We start from the raw sequence: 18030 nt of genomic DNA, 5'->3' as shown, positions 1-18030 counted from the left end.
GCATGGGCCCGGTCATGGCCCGAGTAGATCCGCTACGTGGGGTCCCCCGGGCTTGCCCACCATGCGTAGCTCGGCGTGCGCCCGGGCGACCAGGCGCAGCTCATCGAAATTCGGTGACGTCAGAGCGGCATGAACGAGCCGATCCAGACCTGCTCCGACGAGCGGTGGGGCAGTCCGAAGAGTTGAGATCATGGCCACGGAGTCTGTCCTGCCTGCGTGGAGCACCAGATTACGTTGTCGGTAGAGGCGCCGGAGCGCCGTGTCGACGTAGCCCTTGATTCTGCCAAGCGTGGCGCCCGGTTCGGCGAGGATCTCGCGGATGCGCTCAAGCGCGGCCGCATCAGAGGAATTGCCGTAGTGAACCGGGGCGCCGTCCACGATGGCGTTAGCGAGTCGTCGGCATTTCGCGTGGTTCGACGGCGCTGCAGCTAGTGCCGCCGCCAGCGGGTCGTCGTGCTCCTCGACGTACGCGTAAGCGAGGGGAGTCAGTTCGGCTCGCGGGAGACTGCAAGCCACTAGCGCCGCCACGTCGGTGGCCGCTTCAACGTTGTTCGCGTCTGGCCGAGCGAGGACTGCTTCGATCGCCGCCCAACCACCGGATACAGCTGCACCGGGCGCCCCAGTCTCGAGAGGAGCCACGAGGTCGATGGCGGATCGCAGCCGGCCGGCGAGCCCCTGCTCCGTGATCGAGAAGAGGACGTTCTGACGATGCAAGGCGTGAACGTCCACCTGGCGTCGAGGTCGTCCGAGCGGGACGAGGTGTCGTGAGCCGGCGACCACGGCGTGGGCAGCCGGTTCAAACTTCGGGCTGCCGGGCATTCCGACTGAAACTCGTGCAGCGAGGCTTCCGATGTGGTCGCTCGCGATCTCAACCGCTGCCCACGGGTCAAGTGCGTCGATGTGGATCAGAAACCCGCCGTTGTGGCGCACGGATGCGTCAGGCGCGTGCTGGAGGAGCCACGCGCTTGCGGGCTCAGGCTCGAGCCACTCGACAGGCATTTCTTGCTTGTGCTTCGCGAGCGCCATGAATGGCACGAACACGATCCATCGCCGTGCCGCTCGCTCGGCCACGGAACTCGCCGCATCGAGCAGGTCAGAGATCGAAGCGGGAGGCGTAGTCGTACGCAGCCAAGTAGCCCAGCGATGCAGGGCCTCGGGACTGTGGCCTAGGTCGAGGAGATGCGCTCCGACCTCGGCGCCGTCGGGGCCAGCCTGACGGAGAAGAGCGAGGACCTGGTCGTGGTCCTCGCCGGCGGCTCGCTTGCCGAGTCGAGCGCCGCAGACGGCGTCGGCGGAGTTGATGCCGGCATGGATGGCGAGGCTCGTGGCGGCGATGTTGCGGCCGGCGTCGAGATCGCTGGCCGCGGCCTGGGCGAACTCCTCGGCCTTGGCGGCGTAGGCGCGGACCTGCGCTGCCGACCCCGGCCTGGTGCGACCGGGCTTAGCCACTTCGTACCGCCCGGAGCTCATCGATGCCGAGGCCGTGGACCGGGGCAAGGGGGGCCGCAAGCGACGCGAACGTCGGGTCACTGGCCCGAAGGTCACTGGCTGGCAGGTGGGGCATCGCGCTCGGCCCGGCCCTCTGTGATCCTGCACAAAGAACGGTGAATCCCTCCCCGGGTGTTCATACGTATGTATACTTACCGACATGCCCTCGACTGACACTCGATCCCAGCTGATCCAGGCGACCCGCGATGCGATCCGAGACGTGGGGATGGGCGGGGCGACAGCCCGCGAGATCACTGGCCGTGCCTCGGCGAACCTGGCGTCGATCCCGTACCACTTTGGGTCGAAGGATGCGCTGGTGGCAGAGGCTCTCGTCAGTGAGACACGGGAGCTGGTCGCTCCGGTTCTTGCGATGCTGGCGAGCGATCGACCAGCCGCCGAGCGGGCGACACAGGCAGTTGGCCTGTTGAACGAACTGTTCGAGCGGAGCCGAAGCCAGGTCCCCGTCTACCTGGCAGCCTTGGCGGCATCGCCTCACTCGCAGCAGGTGGCCACCGGACTCTCCACGCTGTGGTCGGACGTGCGGGTGGCCCTGACCGAGGACGTCGCTCGTCAGGTGCAGGCCCGGGCGCTTCCGGGTTGGGTCGAACCGCAGGCGATGGCGGCGCTGATCCGGTCGTTGGTCAACGGCGTGGTGATAGCAGCGGCCGTCGATCCCGACGGACCTGACCACCGTGCGGTGGCCGCGCAGTTCCTGACCCTCCTGCTGGCCGCGGGAGGCCTGTCAGGCAGCGCCGCGGGCGGCGCGACGTGATCCTCGTGCCCCTCCTGTGTGCCGTGGTGGGGATCTTCCTCATCCGTTCGACCCGGTTCCCTGCCCAAGAATCGGCCGGCACCAACCGGCTGTCCGGCGTACTAGCCGCATCAGCTTTGCTGTGGGTCTTCGGTGCGGTGCTGGCCATGTTCTTCGTGCCGGTGATCGTCCAGGAGTCCACGACCAGTTCCTCGGGATCAGACGTCGTGACCGCCACCCGAGAGACCGCTCCTCTCCTTCAGGTGAGCGGGCAAGCTCAGGCAGCAGTAGTCGCGGTCGCGGCACTGGCAGTCATCGTCGGATTCCGGATGGGACGACCTCCGCGTTCGACGCTCTTCGTGGTGGCCTACATCGCCATCGTCTTCTGCGTCATCACCGGCTTCTCGATCGGGCTCTTCTTCCTTCCCGTTCCAGTTCTGCTCCTCGCCGCTGGAGCCACCAGCCCAAGGCCCTTGCCCGGAGTGCCAGCCGCTTCGACAGGGGTGCGCTGATGGGGCAACGTGGCCTCGCTGTCGGGTGCGCAGTTTGGGCCGTCGTTGGCCTGTTGATCGCGTCGGCGGGGTCCGGCACCGTCAACGACGATGCTCGCCTGTTGGTGTTCGGTGCGACGGCTGTCGGGGTCGGCGCAGCGCTACTGGCGGCGTGGCTGGTTCTGGACGGACGGCCTCGTTGGACAGGACTCTGCCTGGTCGTCTCCGTCGTCACTCCGACCTGGTACGCCGTGATCATCAATCTCGTACCGCTTGTAGCAGGCCTGATCCTCCTCAGCGGCCGGTTGAACCAGGGGAACCGACGTGGCACCGAGCCGAGATCGTCGATCCCGGACGTGGGCGACGACCAAGCAACGGCACATGTGACCCGGCGATCGCTTGGACGATGACGACGTCGTGGTCGTCAGAGGCGGGGAGCTCCATCCGGTAGCCCTGCGTGCGGACGCCGAGCGGTACCACTCGATCTCGGCGAATACGGTCTCTCGGTGTTCGCCGCCCACGGCGTGGCCGTCGACGAACTCGCCCCAGCAGGCGCCGCTCGTTCGGTTCGAGGTGGCGACTCTCGTGCGGGTCGGTGTGCTGCGAGCCGCTGGCTTCCGCCTGGAGCCCACCGGCCGGAATCCGAGGCACTTCACCGTGGCCTTCGACGACCTCGAGGCCAGCATCGGGGAGCTGCGACGCTGCGAGCAACCCGTATCAGGAGGACCAACCCGAATCGTGGTGACCCGATGAACGATCTCGATTTCGGGGCGACGTGGTGTGAACCGCTGCGCAAAGGTCGTTTTGTCGAAGCTGCGCTTGATCCCGTCGATCCATCCGACGCGCAGGGCCTCGTCGAGTTCACGCCGAGCGCCCGGGCGCTGTCAGCGACACCCACGTCCATACCGCCTCAGGCACCCACCTCGACGCGTCCGCGTCGTCGGCGTCAGAGGACGGCCACTGCCTCGAATGCATGGTCGGGCACGTTATGGCCTCCTGCACGGCCATCATCACCGCCATTGGAGGCATCGGGTTGGCCAGGCGTCTCCTTGGGGGACTCCACACGGTGGCAACGGTCAGTTCTGGCTCGGTCATATCAGGGTGTCCGTGGCGTTGCTGCTCGGATCAGATCTGGTGGCGGCCTCGGTGGGACGCGGTCGACTGCCTCGAAACGCGAGGAGAACCGTGCCCGCCACGCCAGCCAGAACCGATGCTGCGAGGACGGCAATGGTGGCGTCGGCCTGGAGGTCGGGGGCGAACGCGAGTTGGGTGATGAACAGTGAAACCGTGAACCCGATCCCGGCGAGCATCCCAACACCGGCGAGATCGACCCACCCGGCACGGGCCGGCAGCGAGGCTTTGAGGAACCGGGTCGCCACCAGCGCCGAAAGCAGGATGCCGAGAGGTTTGCCAAGGACCAGGCCGACGACGATCCCGAGCGCCACCGGGGTCGTCAACGAGATCCCGGCCCCGTCCGGCGTGAGATCGACGCCCGCGTTGGCCAGCGCAAAAAGCGGTAGGACCACGAACGAGGTGTAGGGGTGCAGACGGCGCTGAAATCGATCGACGGGGGACACGGCTTGGGCTGTGAACGACGAAACCTCGAGCATCGAAGTCTCGTCGTACTCGTCCTCCACGCGGTCGAGAAGGTGTCGGGCTCGCAGGCGTTCCGCGGCTGCTTCGGCAACAGCACCGGGTCGTTGCAACGGACGGGCGGGTGTGAGAAGCCCGAGGATGACTCCCGCAATCGTGGCGTGTACCCCCGATTCGAGGGTAACGAGCCAAAGAGCGGCGGCAAGCACTCCGTAAGGGGCGAGAGACCGGACCCCGACTCGGCTCAGCGCCGCGATCGCGCCCACTATCGCGGCGGCCACGGCCAGCCAGAGAGGAGACACTCCGTGGCTGTAGAAGACAGCGATGACAACGATGGCACCGATGTCATCGACGATGGCAAGGGTGAGGAGGAACACCTTCAGCGAAGCCGGGGTCCGCCGCCCGATGAGCGCTAGGACGCCAATCGAGAATGCGATGTCGGTCGCCATGGGGACACCCCACCCCGAGGCGCCAGGCCCGCCGGCGTTGAACGCAAGAAAGGTCAGCGCGGGGATGACCATTCCGCCGATGGCGCACATGATCGGCAGGATCGCGGTGCGGACCTCTCGAAGATCGCCATGGACCAGCTCCCGTTTGATCTCGAGGCCAGCCACGAAGAAGAACAACGCCATTGCCAGGTCGTTGACCCAGTGCCGAAGGCTCTCGGTCAGGTGCACCCCCGGGGTGCCGACCGTCAGCTCGGCTGACCACAGATGGTCGTAGGACGATGCCCACGGCGAACTCGCCCACGCCACTGCCGCGACGGCAGCTATCAAAAGCACCACGCCACCCGCAGCCTCGGTGTGGAGGAACTGTTGGACGGGCTGTGCCAACACCCGGGGAACCAGCCGCTCGGACTCTGCCCACGGGGCGGTCAGGTCATCATGCTCAGCGTGGAGGGGCATGTGAATCCTCTGGTGGGAAGCGCGTCAACAAGACGCCGACCAGGCTTCCCGGCTCACCTCTTGTCGTAAGAATACCTGAAGGTCCGTTGTCGACTGATGTTCAGGATGCTCTGAGGGCATTCCAGCGAGCCCGCTCGCTTCTCTTGGACGAGTTGGATGTCGATCCGGGCGACATGTCGAAGGAACTTGAACGTCGGATGATCACCCAGGATCCACGGCTTCGACCGACGCCGACGTTGTTGTCTGGACCGGCTGGGAGATCGGGACGGGCCCCCTTGACGAACCCTCGGGTCCGACGTTGAGTTGGTGTCGCGGGGTGAACAAGAGCTCAGGGGTATGGCGCGCCCGGAGCACGTCTGGGAGCTGCGGCCATCCGAGCAGCTCGCAGCAGAAGATCCAGTGCCCTCAGCAGTGGCGTTGGCGGTCCCATTCCCGAGGCTGCTCGGGCATGCCGCCTCCGATGGTTTTGCCGGTCGCCGCGATCAGCTGACCATGCTCGAGGAGCGGTGGCAGACCTCATCGAGCGGGCGGCGATGCGCAGTACTTGTGGCTGGCGAGCCTGGCATCGGTAAGACCCGACTCGCGGCGGAGGCAGCCCAAGCGGCCTACGAGAAGGGTGCATTCGTGCTCTACGGCCGCTGCGATGAAGACCTCGCGGTTCCTTTCCAGCCATTCGCTGAGGTCCTCGATCAACTGGCGACGACCGCAACCGGGGGGCTGGCTGATCGCTTGGGCGCGCAGCCTGGGGAGTTGTTGCGCCTTTGCAGCCGACTCGGCGAGGTAGTCCCTCGTCTCGATCCTCCGATCGTCAGTGATCCGGGGAGTGAACGCTTCGCTCTGTTCGAGGCGATGGCATCCCTGCTGACTTCGATCGGCGGGAGCGCGGGCACGGTGTTGCTGCTCGATGACCTGCATTGGGCATCTAGGCCGACGTTGCTGTTGCTGCGTCATGTCCTGCGCAGGACGTCGGAGGCTCCCCTCCTGATCGTCGGCACATATCGCGATACCGACGTCGACCGAACGCACCCGCTGGCCGATCTTGTAGCGGACCTCCGACGGGAGCCGGGTGTGGAGCGGCTCGCTCTGGCTGGTCTGGTGCCGGAGGAGGTCGAGGAGTTCGTCGTCGAGACAGCCGGGCACGATCTCGACTGCGCCGCCCGGAGCTGGCTGCGGTTGTGCACGCCGAGACATCTGGCAACCCGTTGTTTGTTGGTGAGGTGCTCCGGCACTTGGTTGAGAGCGGGGCAGTGCGACGAGTTGGTGGCCGCTGGCGGCTCACGGAGGGAGCAGCAACCGACAAGCTGCCTGAAGGGGTTCGCGACGTGATCGGCCGGCGACTATCCACGCTGTCGATCGGGGCCAACGAGGTAGCTGGCTGGGCGTCGGTCATTGGCCGTGACTTCCGTCTCGACGTTCTCGTCAGTGCCATCGGCCGTTCTGAGGTCGAGGTGCTCGACGCCCTGGACGAAGCCCTCGACGCGCGCCTCGTCGAGGAGGCCGGGCCAGATCGCTACCAGTTCAGCCATGCGGTGGTGCGAGCCGCTCTCTACGACGAGTTGAGAACCTCGCGCCGCGTCAGGATGCACAGATCTGTCGGCGAGGCCTACGAACTTGTGGCACCCGGCGACCTCACCGCACTAGCTCACCATTTCGGGGAGGCAGCGCCAGCCAGTGATCACGAGCGTGCCATCCGATGCGCGTCGAGGCGGAGATTGGTAGCCTGGCCCCCTAGGTGCCACTAGGGGAGGGCATCCGGGAAGGGGGTGCCAGTGATCGGGCGAGACGCTCCCGGTCCGGACCAGTCTGGCGATGCCGAGATGTGGGCCAGTCTCGCTCGTCTCTCCTCTGAGTTCTTCACCGTCATCGGCACCAACGGCGAGATCCGCTCTGTCAGCTCCGCGGCCCAATGGGTGTTGGGGTATGACATCGACGAGTACGCCACCCTGGTCGCGGCCGACCTGGTCCATCCCGATGACCTTCCCGGAGCGGTGTCAGCATGGCGGGAGGCTTCAGTCGAGCCAGGGTCGTCCTCTGTCGTCGACTGCCGATTGCGACACAAGGTCGAGGGTTGGCGCTGGTTCAAGGTCGCCCTGCACAACCTGGTCGACGATCCCCACGTCATGGGCATGGCGTGTCACCTCCACGACATCGACGAACGACACAAAGCCGAGACCGAGCTACGCAACTCCGAACGCTGGCTCGATGCGTTGCTCGAGAACGCCGACGGATCCACCGCGGTATTCGACGCCGGCGGTGAGGTCACGTGGTTCAGCGTCAACGGGGGGAGGCCGCTCGGTCTCACCAACGAAGAGTTCATCGAGGGGGTTCGCCGCGATCTGGTTCACCCCGACGATCTCCCCGAGGTTCAGCACCAGTTCCTGAAGGTGGCCATCACCCCGGGTGCGTCGTCTCGCTTCGAAGCACGGATGCGCCACGCCGACGGTGGGTACCGCTGGATCGAGTGCACCTTCACCAACTGCCTCGATGACCCGGCCGTTTCGGGGATCGTCGCCAACATCCGTGACATGACCGAACGGGTGATGGCGGACCGGGCATTGCGTGAGAGCGAGCGCAGGCTTGAGCATCAGGCGACCCACGATCCCCTGACCGGGCTACCAAACCGAACCTTGCTGATCGACTGCATAGACGTCGGACTGGCATCGGCCAGCGTGACAGGTTCGGGTCTGGCCGTGTTGTTCATCGACCTCGACCAGTTCAAGGTGGTGAACGACAGCCAAGGCCACGCCACCGGCGATCGCTTGCTGGTCAGCGTCGCCTCCCGCCTCCGTTCCACCGTGGCAGACGCCGAGATGATCGCCCGGTTCGGCGGTGACGAGTTCGTGATCTTGAGCACCACCCATGGGGATGAGGCGAGCGCCCGGGCCCTGGCTGAACATGTGCTGGCCGCCTTCGACACGCCGTTCGCACTTCAGTTCGGGGAGCCGGGCGAAGGTGCCGGTGAGGTCTACATAGACGCCAGTATCGGTGTGGCCCTTTCGACAACTCACGTCTCGACTCCTGAGGACCTCATCAGAAATGCCGACGCGGCGATGTACAAGGCAAAGGCACGTGGTCGGGGAAGGCTTGAAGTCTTCGACGACGAGTTGCGGTCGACGGTGGTCGCCCGCCACGAACGACAGGTTGGGCTTCGGCGAGCGATCGATGAGCAGGAGTTCGAGGTCCTCTACCAACAGATAGTCAGCACCGCGTCCCTCGGCACCGAGATGGTGGGGGCCGAGGCTCTGGTCCGGTGGCGTCACCCGACCCGGGGGCTGTTGTCGCCGATCGAGTTCATCGGAGAAGCCGAGGACACGGGCCTGATCGTGCCGATCGGACGGATCGTGATGGGGTTGGCTTGCAATGCGTGGTCTGGTCTGGCGGTGACCGACGCGTTCGTGAGCGTCAACCTCTCGGTTCGCCAGCTAGCCGACCCTGCCGTGGTGTCCGATGTTGCTGGCGCCCTCGCTACCGCGGGCTTGAGCGGAGAGCGGCTTCACGTCGAGGTTACCGAGAGCGCTCTGATGGCCGACCTGGACGCCACCGTGAGGACACTCGGCTCGCTCAAGGACCTCGGGATCCAGATAGCGGTCGACGACTTCGGCACCGGCTATTCGTCGTTCTCCTACCTGCGCCGGCTCCCGGTTGACTGCTTGAAGATCGACAAGACCTTCATCGATGGTCTGGTGGCGGACGACGCCGATGACGGTCTCGGGCCCGACCATGCGCTGGTGGGTGGCATGTGCCAGTTGGGCCACTCACTCGGGCTGTCGGTGGTAGCCGAAGGTGTGGAGGTCACCGAGCAACTCGACGCCTTGCGGGACCTTGGTTGTGACCTGGCCCAGGGCTACCTGTTCGCCCGCCCGGTTCCTGCCGAGGAGTTATTGGCCTGACGGCCGGGCCCACAGGCCTGATTGCAGGTCATCTGATCCACCACAACAGTGGCCGCGTAGGAGCGGAAGGTCTGGTGCCTATGGAGTCTGTCGATAGGTCAAATATGGCCCTGGTTAGATACTCACGCTGAAGACCACGGTGTCGCGCGAGTATTGCGATCCGTGGAATACAGCTTCGAGGACGATGTCGAGCGGATGGTCGAGGCGATTGGAGATCGGCTGCACCCTGGGTTCACCTTTGCCAACGTCGGAGCATCCGATGGGGTTGCTTCCGACCCGATCTTCCCTCTTGCTCAGCGGCTTCGAGCGCGCGGTGTTGCCGCAGAACCTGTGCCTTACATCTATGAGCGACTTGTAGCCAACTACGGCGTCCTGCCTGACGTGCGCTGCGAGCAGGTAGCGATCTCGGACCAAGCTGGTACGGAGACGATGTGGTTTCTGGCTCCCGACAGCGGCGCGTTCGAGTACATCACGCAGTCGATCGGAAGTCTCGACAAGTCGCACCTGTTGGAGACCATCTCCAGCCTCCGTGAATTGTCCTCGAACCTTCGGAAGGAGATTCCGGTGCATCCAGACCACCAAGGGACACGAGCCCCGATCGGTGGAGAAGGATGGCCAGACGACCTCGAGAGTCACGTGCGGTCGGTCGAAGTAGAGGTGATCACCTTCGAGGAGTTGCTCGGCAGAGCGGGCTTGGAGCAGGTCGACATGGTCAACATCGACCTCGAAGGCCGGGACTTCCCTGTGTTCACATCGATCGATTGGGCTAGGTGGAATCCGCGGGTCCTGGTTCTGGAGACGTATCACATGACCCCGGTCGAGGCGTCGGTGGTGGCTGACACGCTGGACCCTCTCGGATTCGAGAAGGTAAGCCGGTTCGGCTTGTTCTCCGACGTCTACGTCCGAACCTGAACCTGTACCGAGACATCTTGTCTGTCAGCGGGATCGACTTGGGTGATGAAGCTTCCCGGTGTTTGACGGGCGGTGGCGCCGGGTTGGCCGGTGTACTTGCCGCGGCCGAGCATTACCCGGCCGAAGGATTCTGTCGAACGCCACCTATGTAGGTGGCCTCGACGGCCAGGTGGTCGAGGGGAGTGGATGACAGATCGCCGTTCAACACGACCAGGTCGGCACGACGGCCGGCCACGAGGGACCCCAACTCCGTCTCGGTGTGGCGAGCCGCGCTACCGCCCGAGGTGTACATGGCCAGAGCCTCGATCGGGCTGATGGCTTCGGCATCTGCCAGACCTCTGCGATCAACCGCCGCGCTCATCGCCGCGATTACATCGGTCTCCTCGATCGGGGCATCGGAGGATCCGGCCACGGGCACCCCCGCCTCGATCAAGGACCGGTACGGATAGGCCCGGTTCAAGCGATCGGGACCGAGCCGCCGGGCCAGCCAATGTGCCTCGCTCCGCAGGTTGATCGGCTGCACCACACAGGTGATCTGGTGCTCGGCGAACAGCTCGATGGTGCGGTGGTCGAGGACCGAAGCGTGCTCGACCCGGTGGCGGTGAGATCCGGGATGGCGACGGAGCAGACGGTCGAACAGAATCGCCGCGTCATGGTTGGCCTTGTCGCCAATGGCGTGGACGCACACCTGAAGCCCGGCCAGGTGCGCGGCTTCCATACGGGAGTAGGCGTCGTCGTCTCCAAGCGTGCGTACGCCCGAGGTGTGGACACGATCGGCGAACGGGGCGTGCATGCAGGCCGATGCCCCTCCGAGCGTGCCGTCCAGGAACAGCTTGACGGCATCGACCCGACGCCCGGCTACGGGATCGTGCAGCGAGGCGATCCCCCGGTAGTCATCGACCACGGCGGGACCAGCCGCGATGAGGATGGTCTGGACGTCGAAGGGAACCCGACTCACCAGGTCCGACCATCCGACGGCCTCCAACTCGCCCGCGGGTCCAGAAGGACCCTCGGGCGATGTCTGGCAGATGGCGCTGATCGCCGTCACCCCTTGGGCGACCATCCGGGCGGTCCAGCGGGTCCGCCCGGCTTCGAGGGTCTCCATCGTGACCTCGGGCATGAGGGCCAACACATCTGCCACCGCGTTCTCGCCGACCAGCCCGGTCGGCGTCCCGTCGGGGCCGCGTTCGACGTAGCCGCCGGGAACGACCCGGCCGGTCGATGCCAGGCCCGATGCCTCGAGTGCCGACGACGATGCCACCGCGTGGTGACCGTCACGACGCACGAGCACCACCGGTCGGCCCGATCCGGCGGCGTCCAGCTCGGCGGCGGTGGGCAGCCTCCGTTCGGCCAGCAGAGCGTCATCGAGCTGAAAGCCGATCACGTTCTCCCCACCGAGCCGGGTGGCATCGGCCACGGCATCGAGGACATCGGACAGCGACCGGGCATCGTCGAAGCGCAAGTGGAGCTCGAAGACGCTCATGATCATCGGGTGGACGTGGGCGTCGACGAATCCGGGTACCAGGGAACGTCCGGACATGTCGACCTCGACGGCGTCGCTGGGCAGCAGCCCCCGACAGGAGTCGGCAGTCCCCACCGCAACGATCCGGCCATCGGCCACCGCGACCGAATCATGGCCGGGGGGTGCGGGCGACGGCATGAAGACGTGGGCTCGGTGGAACAACGTGGGCCGTCCACGAGCCTCGGACCCAACCGATGTTGGGATGGTGTTGTCGCTCATGGTCTCACCGATGGTCGCCTCGGGAACGCATGGGAGCGAAGCGTCACGGGGTGCACACGGTGGGGTCGGCGATCAGGTGGCGGTCGAGCTCATCTCGGTCGACGGTGACACCCCAACCGGGACCACCGGGAAGGAGCATCTCGCCGTCGCGCACCTCGTAGCGGGTGGTGGTCAGGTGATGATCGAACATGACGTCGCCGGCGATCTCGGGGTCGTGTCCCAGTCGGTCGAAGCGGGCCGCGGCGATGTGGGCCTGCACGGCCGTACCGATGCCGAGCGGCTGGTTGTGAAGGATCGTGCCCAGACCTCGGGCGGCGGCGTAGTCGATGGCTCGAAGCGCGCCGGTGACACCGCCCGGTCGCTCGGCGTTGACCCCGATCACGCCCATGCCCCCGGCATCGATCAGAGCCACCGCGTCGGCCAAGGAGAAGAAGCCCTCGTGGAGGAAGACCGGAATCGGAGTGCGGCGTTGGAGCTCGACCATTCCCAACAGATCGCTTACCGCCAGCGGTTGCTCGGCGGCATCGATATCGAACGGTTCGATCAGCGACAACGCCCGCACCGCGGTGGGAACGTCATAGGCTTGGTTGTAGTCGACTCGGATCCGAAGATCAGGCCCACAGGCGTCGCGCACCGCGGCGATGACATCGCGATCTCGATGAGGGCTGGTCCCGAGCTTGATGCGCAGCGACCGGTAGCCACCGCCCTGATAGCCGCGGGCGTACTCGGCGGTGGTCTCGGGATCGAGCAGGGGAAGTAGCCCACACAGGGGGATGCGATCCACCACGGCCCCGCCGAGGAGGTCGTGGACGGGCCGGCCGATCTGGCGCGCCGCCAACTCATGGCAGGCGATGTCGACCAAGCCCTTGGCCACCTCGTTGCGGGCGACGTTGCGGTCGAAGCGAGCCGCCATCGCCTGCACGTCGGTGGGGCGAGCTCCAAGCACGTACTTGCCGAGGTGGTCACGGATCGCCATGGCCATCTCGGTCTGGGACACGCCGGTCTCGGGTAGCCACACATAGGCTTCGCCCCACCCCTCGCACCCGTCCTCGTCAACGAGACGGCAATACAGGAAGTCGGCTACATCCCACGACTCCTCGGTGGGAATCGCCATGCCGAGCCCGTTGTCGCTTTTCGCCATGGCACCTCGGGCGAGCGCCGAAAGCGGAACCCTCAGTTCGAACAACTCGATCCTGGTGATGGGCGCAGCGCGGCAAGCCGAAGATGGTTCAACCATGGGCCGTAAACGTACGCAGTTCTCCGAGGTCCCGCCCCGTCCAGCTGGACCCGGCGTGGGTTGAACGTTTCAGTACTCTTCGGCTGTGAGTGACGACCTTGAGTTCTATCGACGGGTGGTGGAGTGCACGCCGGCCGCGTTGATGATCGTCGACGGCGAGGCTCGGGTTACCTTCGCGAACCGGGTCGCCGAGGAGATGTTCGGCTACTCCTTCGAGGAAGTTCGAGGACGCAGCATCCTCGAGTTCATCGATGTGGACTGGAACCCGATCGCAGTCGAGTCGGTGATGTCGGCCATGGCCTCGGGTGGGCTCAAACACCCGATGATCTTCAAGGTGATCGCCAACGACGGCACACCGATGATCGCCGAGGTGACGGCGAACTCCCTTTTGGACGATCCCCACGTCGGCGGGCTGTTGGCTTACATCCGTCCCTGGGACGAGCAGTGGTTGCTCGACCAGGTTCTGGAGGCTCTGGCTCGGGACGATCCGCCGGCATCGACCCTGGCCCTGCTGACCGAGGTCATGTCTCGCGGGTTGCTCGACGCCGATGGCGCCATCTTTCACGACCCAGGGCCCTTCGGCTTCACCAAGGTGGTGGCATCGCCTGCCCTCGGTGGGCGGCAAAGCGCTGTCCCCTCGCCCCCGGACATGCCCTGGGAGGTGGCCCGCATCCGACGAGAGGCGGTGTGCGCCGACGTCGCGGACCTTGGCGATGAGGACCTGAGACGCGAGGCACAGGAACGAGGACACGTCGCGTGCTGGGCCTGGCCGGTTGCGGTCGACCAAGGCGGAGACCGCGAGGCGATCGGCTGTGTGGTTCTGTGGAGGCGCAACGAAGAGTCGATCCACGACGAAAGCGTGGCCATGACTCTCGGTCGCCTCGGACGCCTCAGCGGACTGGTGTTGGAGCGGGCCCGAGTGGCCGACGGTTTGCGCCATGCCGCGACCCACGACCCCCTCACCGGGCTAGTCAACCGGGCCCGGTTCTTCGAGTTGGTCGAGCAAGCTCTTGTAGTCAGCGATGAGAGTTCGATGGCTCCGGTCGGTGTGCTCTACATAGACCTGGACCGGTTCAAGGCGGTCAACGACGAACACGGCCACGGCGCCGGAGACCGGGTCCTGGTGGCGGCGGCCAGTCGTTCGGAGGCAGTACTCGGGGTTCGGGGTGCCCTCGCTCGCCTAGGTGGTGACGAGTTCGCGATCGTGGTCCAGGGAGTTCACGGCGAGGACGAGCTGGCCGAGATGGCAACCCAGATCGTCTCGGTCATGGCTGCTCCCATCGATGTCGGCGTCGCGGCCGCCACGGTGGGAGCGAGCATCGGCGTGGCCCTGGCCCGACCCGGTGAGTGCAGCGCCGATGCCCTGGTCGATGCCGCTGACCGGGCTTTGCTCAAGGCCAAACGAGCAGGCAAGGGAACCTGGCGCGACGCAACGGTGACCTGATCGTTCCGGGCGGCATCCCCTCGGTACCGTGAACCCATGTCCATCGGTCGGCTCGCCCGTATGCTCGCCGCCTCAACCGGGACGACGTCGAGGTGACGATGGGTGGGCTGTTCCCTCGGGTGGTGCGAGAGATCGCTCCCGGTGCCGTACACCTTCCGGACTGGCTCGACATGGGGACGCAACGCCGGGTGGTGAGCGAGGCTCGGCAATGGGCGCGACCTCCGGGCCCGATGCGACGGATACGCCTTCCGAACGGGGGCACCATGTCGGTCGAGACGGTGAGCCTCGGGTGGCACTGGGTGCCCTACCGCTACGTCCAGATGGCCGTCGACACCGATGGCTCGCCGGTCGCACCGATGCCCGATTGGCTGGTGGGACTGGGTCGACGAGCAGTCGACGCCGCCTACGGGCAGGGGCGTGGTGACGACTATCGACCCGACGCCGCGCTGGTGAACTTCTATGACGATCACGCCAAGCTCGGCATGCACCAGGACCACGATGAGCTCACCGATGCTCCGGTGGTCAGCTTCAGCGTCGGTGATGCCTGTGTCTTTCGGTTCGGCAACACCGAGAACAGGAACAAGCCCTACGTCGATGTGCAGCTCGCCGGAGGCGATGCGTTCGTGTTCGGCGGAGCCACTCGACTGGCCTACCACGGGGTGTTGAAGACCATCCCCGGGACTGGAGATCCTGCCACCGGCCTAGACCGGGGACGTCTCAACATCACCCTGCGGGTGACGGGATTGGGAGCGGGCCGGGACTCGATCGGTGGAGACTGACGTGAGCGGCCCCGCCGATTCGAACGATCCGACCAGGGTTGCAGGGGGGGTCGTCATCGGCGACGACGGCCTGGCCCGATGCCCGTGGGCCGTGGCATCACCCCTGCTGCGCCACTACCACGACCACGAATGGGGCCGGATCGTGCGTGGCGAACAGGGCCTGTTCGAGCGGGTATCACTCGAAGGATTTCAGGCCGGGCTCTCGTGGGCCATCGTGTTGGCCAAACGTGAAGCGTTTCGGGATGCCTTCGCCGACTTCGACCCCGACGCAGTGGCCGCCTTCTCCGACGCTGACCTGGAGGCGATCCTGGGCCGAGGCGACATCATTCGCAACCGGGCCAAGATCGAAGCCACCCGCTCCAATGCTCAGGCCGTCCTCGAGTTGCGAGCCGATGGGGGTCTGGATCGCCTGATCTGGTCCCATCGGCCCGAGGATTCCCCGCGGCCGGTGGTGGCCGGAGACGTCCCCACCCGCACCGTCGGCTCCGAAGCCCTCGCTCGAGATCTCAAGAGACGCGGGTTCCGCTTCATCGGCCCGACATCGGCCTTCGCGTTGACCGAAGCGATCGGGATGGTCGACACCCATCTCCTCGCCTGTCATCGCCGGGGTCGTGGGGCCAATCCTGAGACCGAGGACCACCCAGCGACCGGAACCACAGATGATTGACGGGCAGCCAGGACCCGATCGATCTACGGTCCCGCCCCGATGAACTCGAACCCTTCAGTCGATCTGACCGTCGAGCGGACAGACCTGGGCGACCTCGACGTCGCCTGGCTCACCGACCCGCGGGCGGACCCCGCGGCACCCCTGGCCTTGTTGCTCCACGGCTTCCCCGATTCTGCTCAGACATGGCGGTACCTCATCCCAGCCCTGACCGACGCCGGGTTCCGGCCGGTGGCCCCGTGGCTGCGGGGATACGCCCCGACATCGGTCCCCGTCGACGGGCTCTACCAGGTTGGAGCGTTGGCCCGTGATGCCAGCCGGCTGCACCAAGCGTTGGGTGGCGACGACCGGGCCGTGATCGTCGGGCACGACTGGGGGGCGATGGCCACCTACGCCGCCGTCGGTTGGGAGCCGGACCGTTGGAACCGGGCCGTGGCCATGGCTGTACCGCCCGCGGGGGCGATGTTCACCGGTTTCACCTCCTATGACCAGCTGCGGCGGAGCTGGTACATGTTCTTCTTCCAGAGTCCGTTGGCCGACGGTGTCGTTGCCTCCGATGACCTGGCCTTCATCGACCGGCTGTGGGCCGACTGGTCTCCGGGTCATGATCCATCGGGTGACCTTCCCGCCGTCAAGCAGTCGCTCGGGGATCCGGCCAACCTCACCGCCGCCCTCGGCTACTACCGGGCCACCCTCGGAGACGGACTCAAGAGCTCTGACCTAGATGCGCCCCAGGCCGGGTGGATGACAGCGCCTTCGGTCCCGGTTCTCTACCTCCACGGTGCCGACGACGGCTGCGTCGGTGCCGACGTGGCCGCATCGGCGGGGGATCATCTGCCGATCTCGGGCTCCCGGGCCGAGACGCTCGATGGCGTGGGTCACTTCCTCCACGTCGAGGCTCCCGAACGGGTCAACCCCCTCATCACCGCGTTCCTCACCGCCGACCTCCATTCGACAGCCGAACTCACGGCCACGTGATCGACATCGTTTCGGACCGGATCGGGGGTGTAGGGCCCTGGGTCGCCTGGCCGGCGGCGTTGCTTCCCGTCGATCGGTAGGTTGGCGCCGATGCCTTCGAACTCCACTGTGGACCCCGGTGCCTGCACCGAACGGGAGATCACCCACCCGGTGACGTTGTGCCGTGCCGACGGCACCCTCAACCCTCAAGCCGTCGGATGGTCACGCGTCCCGCTGCACGACTGCACGCTGAACGGATGGGGACGCAACAAGAGATGGGACTACTGGTGCGTCACCGCTGACACCCATGTCCTGGCCATCACCTATAGCTCCATCGACTTCGTTGCCATCCTCAACGTCTGGTTCTTGGACCTCGAGACGCTCGACGCGTCGACCATCGAGATGGCCACCCCGGCTTCGGTGGGGGTGAAGTTGCCCGACTCGGTCGGCGGCGACATGTCGTTCCGGGGACCGGGCCTGACCATGGCAATAACCGAAGAACCCGAGGGGACCCGGCTCGTCGCCAGAGGTCGCGCCCGGGGCGGAGATCGCATCGAGGTCGACGTGGTGGTGGCCTTGCCCGACGGGCACGAGACGCTCAGCGTCGTGATCCCATGGTCCCAACGTCGCTTCCAGTTCACCTCCAAGCACAACACGCGCCCAGCCTCCGGGACGGTGGTGGTGGGCGGCAAGGGGTACCGCTTCGGCGCCGACAACAACTCGTTCGGGTGCCTCGACTTCGGCCGCGGACGCTGGCCTCATCGGGTGCTGTGGAACTGGGGTGCGGCATCGGGCCTTTCGGGCGGGCATGTCGTGGGGCTCCAGTTCGGTGGAAAGTGGACCAGCGGCACCGGGCTGACCGAGAACGCGTTGTGCGTCGACGGTCGCTTGCACAAGATCTCCGAGGAACTGATCTGGGTCTATGACCCCACGGACTGGACCGGTGAGTGGCAGGTCTCCACACCGCGTTCGGATCGTGTCGATCTCACCTTCCAGCCGTTCTACGAGAAGCGGGCCAAGGCCTCCATCGGTGTGCTCGGAACCGAGACCCACCAGTGTTTCGGTCACTGGACGGGCACGGTCGTCACCGACGACGGGACCGCGGTGCCAGTCGAGGGGATCTTGGGATGGGCCGAAGAGGTTCACATGACGTGGTGACCGGCGGGCCACGTTGAATG

General features: G+C 66.0%; 15 protein-coding genes. 11 read left to right on the top strand and 4 right to left on the bottom strand.

What is annotated here, in order from left to right:
- Positions 1-12: 12 nt before the first annotated feature.
- Positions 13-1449 carry a hypothetical protein gene (locus IPG97_08310; GenBank protein ID MBK6856535.1) on the bottom strand — a complete coding sequence of 479 codons (1437 nt, stop codon included), beginning with the start codon at positions 1447-1449 and terminating at the stop codon, positions 13-15.
- Between the two features lie 199 nt (positions 1450-1648).
- Between IPG97_08310 and IPG97_08305 the strand changes: the two genes are divergently transcribed.
- Positions 1649-2260, top strand: a complete 612-nt coding sequence (locus tag IPG97_08305) for a TetR family transcriptional regulator C-terminal domain-containing protein (GenBank protein ID MBK6856534.1) — start codon at positions 1649-1651, stop codon at positions 2258-2260.
- 5 nt (positions 2261-2265) lie between these two features.
- Positions 2266-2751 (top strand): hypothetical protein, encoded by a 486-nt coding sequence (locus IPG97_08300; GenBank protein ID MBK6856533.1) that lies wholly within the window; start codon positions 2266-2268, stop codon positions 2749-2751.
- A gap of 1070 nt (positions 2752-3821) precedes the next feature.
- Here IPG97_08300 and nhaA read toward each other — a convergent pair.
- Positions 3822-5228, bottom strand: coding sequence for a Na+/H+ antiporter NhaA (gene nhaA, locus IPG97_08295; protein MBK6856532.1), 1407 nt, complete (start codon positions 5226-5228; stop codon positions 3822-3824).
- A 336-nt stretch (positions 5229-5564) separates the two neighbouring features.
- On the opposite strand from nhaA, the gene IPG97_08290 reads away from it, so the two are divergent.
- The 4 genes from IPG97_08290 to IPG97_08275 all read left to right on the top strand — a co-directional run bounded on the left by IPG97_08290 (position 5565) and on the right by IPG97_08275 (position 10030).
- Positions 5565-6554, top strand: a complete 990-nt coding sequence (locus IPG97_08290; GenBank protein ID MBK6856531.1) for an ATP-binding protein — start codon at positions 5565-5567, stop codon at positions 6552-6554.
- On the top strand, positions 6551-6970 hold the full coding sequence (locus tag IPG97_08285; GenBank protein ID MBK6856530.1) for a hypothetical protein: 420 nt from the start codon (positions 6551-6553) through the stop codon (positions 6968-6970). Before IPG97_08290 ends, IPG97_08285 begins: the two co-directional genes overlap by 4 nt.
- A 27-nt stretch (positions 6971-6997) precedes the next feature.
- Entirely contained in the window at positions 6998-9118 is a 2121-nt protein-coding gene (locus IPG97_08280; GenBank protein MBK6856529.1) for an EAL domain-containing protein, read from the top strand.
- A 162-nt stretch (positions 9119-9280) separates the two neighbouring features.
- Entirely contained in the window at positions 9281-10030 is a 750-nt protein-coding gene (locus IPG97_08275) for an FkbM family methyltransferase (GenBank protein MBK6856528.1), read from the top strand.
- 112 nt (positions 10031-10142) lie between these two features.
- Here the strand turns inward: IPG97_08275 and IPG97_08270 are convergent, their stop codons facing one another.
- Together IPG97_08270 and IPG97_08265 are read right to left on the bottom strand one after the other, a co-directional pair.
- Entirely contained in the window at positions 10143-11771 is a 1629-nt protein-coding gene (locus IPG97_08270; protein ID MBK6856527.1) for an amidohydrolase, read from the bottom strand.
- A gap of 43 nt (positions 11772-11814) precedes the next feature.
- Positions 11815-13008: a mandelate racemase/muconate lactonizing enzyme family protein gene (locus IPG97_08265; protein MBK6856526.1), complete on the bottom strand. Its 1194-nt coding sequence runs from the start codon at positions 13006-13008 to the stop codon at positions 11815-11817.
- A gap of 85 nt (positions 13009-13093) precedes the next feature.
- On the opposite strand from IPG97_08265, the gene IPG97_08260 reads away from it, so the two are divergent.
- The 5 genes from IPG97_08260 to IPG97_08240 all read left to right on the top strand — a co-directional run bounded on the left by IPG97_08260 (position 13094) and on the right by IPG97_08240 (position 18010).
- The gene (locus IPG97_08260) at positions 13094-14452 is read left to right on the top strand and encodes a diguanylate cyclase (GenBank protein ID MBK6856525.1); all 1359 of its coding nucleotides are present in this window, start codon (positions 13094-13096) and stop codon (positions 14450-14452) included.
- Between the two features lie 98 nt (positions 14453-14550).
- Positions 14551-15231, top strand: coding sequence for an alpha-ketoglutarate-dependent dioxygenase AlkB (locus IPG97_08255; protein MBK6856524.1), 681 nt, complete (start codon positions 14551-14553; stop codon positions 15229-15231).
- A gap of 1 nt (position 15232) precedes the next feature.
- The gene (locus IPG97_08250; protein MBK6856523.1) at positions 15233-15898 is read left to right on the top strand and encodes a DNA-3-methyladenine glycosylase I; all 666 of its coding nucleotides are present in this window, start codon (positions 15233-15235) and stop codon (positions 15896-15898) included.
- A gap of 39 nt (positions 15899-15937) precedes the next feature.
- Positions 15938-16873 (top strand): alpha/beta hydrolase, encoded by a 936-nt coding sequence (locus IPG97_08245; GenBank protein ID MBK6856522.1) that lies wholly within the window; start codon positions 15938-15940, stop codon positions 16871-16873.
- A gap of 90 nt (positions 16874-16963) precedes the next feature.
- Entirely contained in the window at positions 16964-18010 is a 1047-nt protein-coding gene (locus IPG97_08240; GenBank protein MBK6856521.1) for a DUF2804 domain-containing protein, read from the top strand.
- Positions 18011-18030 lie beyond the last annotated feature (20 nt).

It is taken from the genome of Microthrixaceae bacterium, assembly GCA_016702505.1.
GTDB lineage: Bacteria > Actinomycetota > Acidimicrobiia > Acidimicrobiales > Iamiaceae > Aquihabitans.
This window is presented reverse-complemented; position numbering and strand designations above follow the sequence as displayed.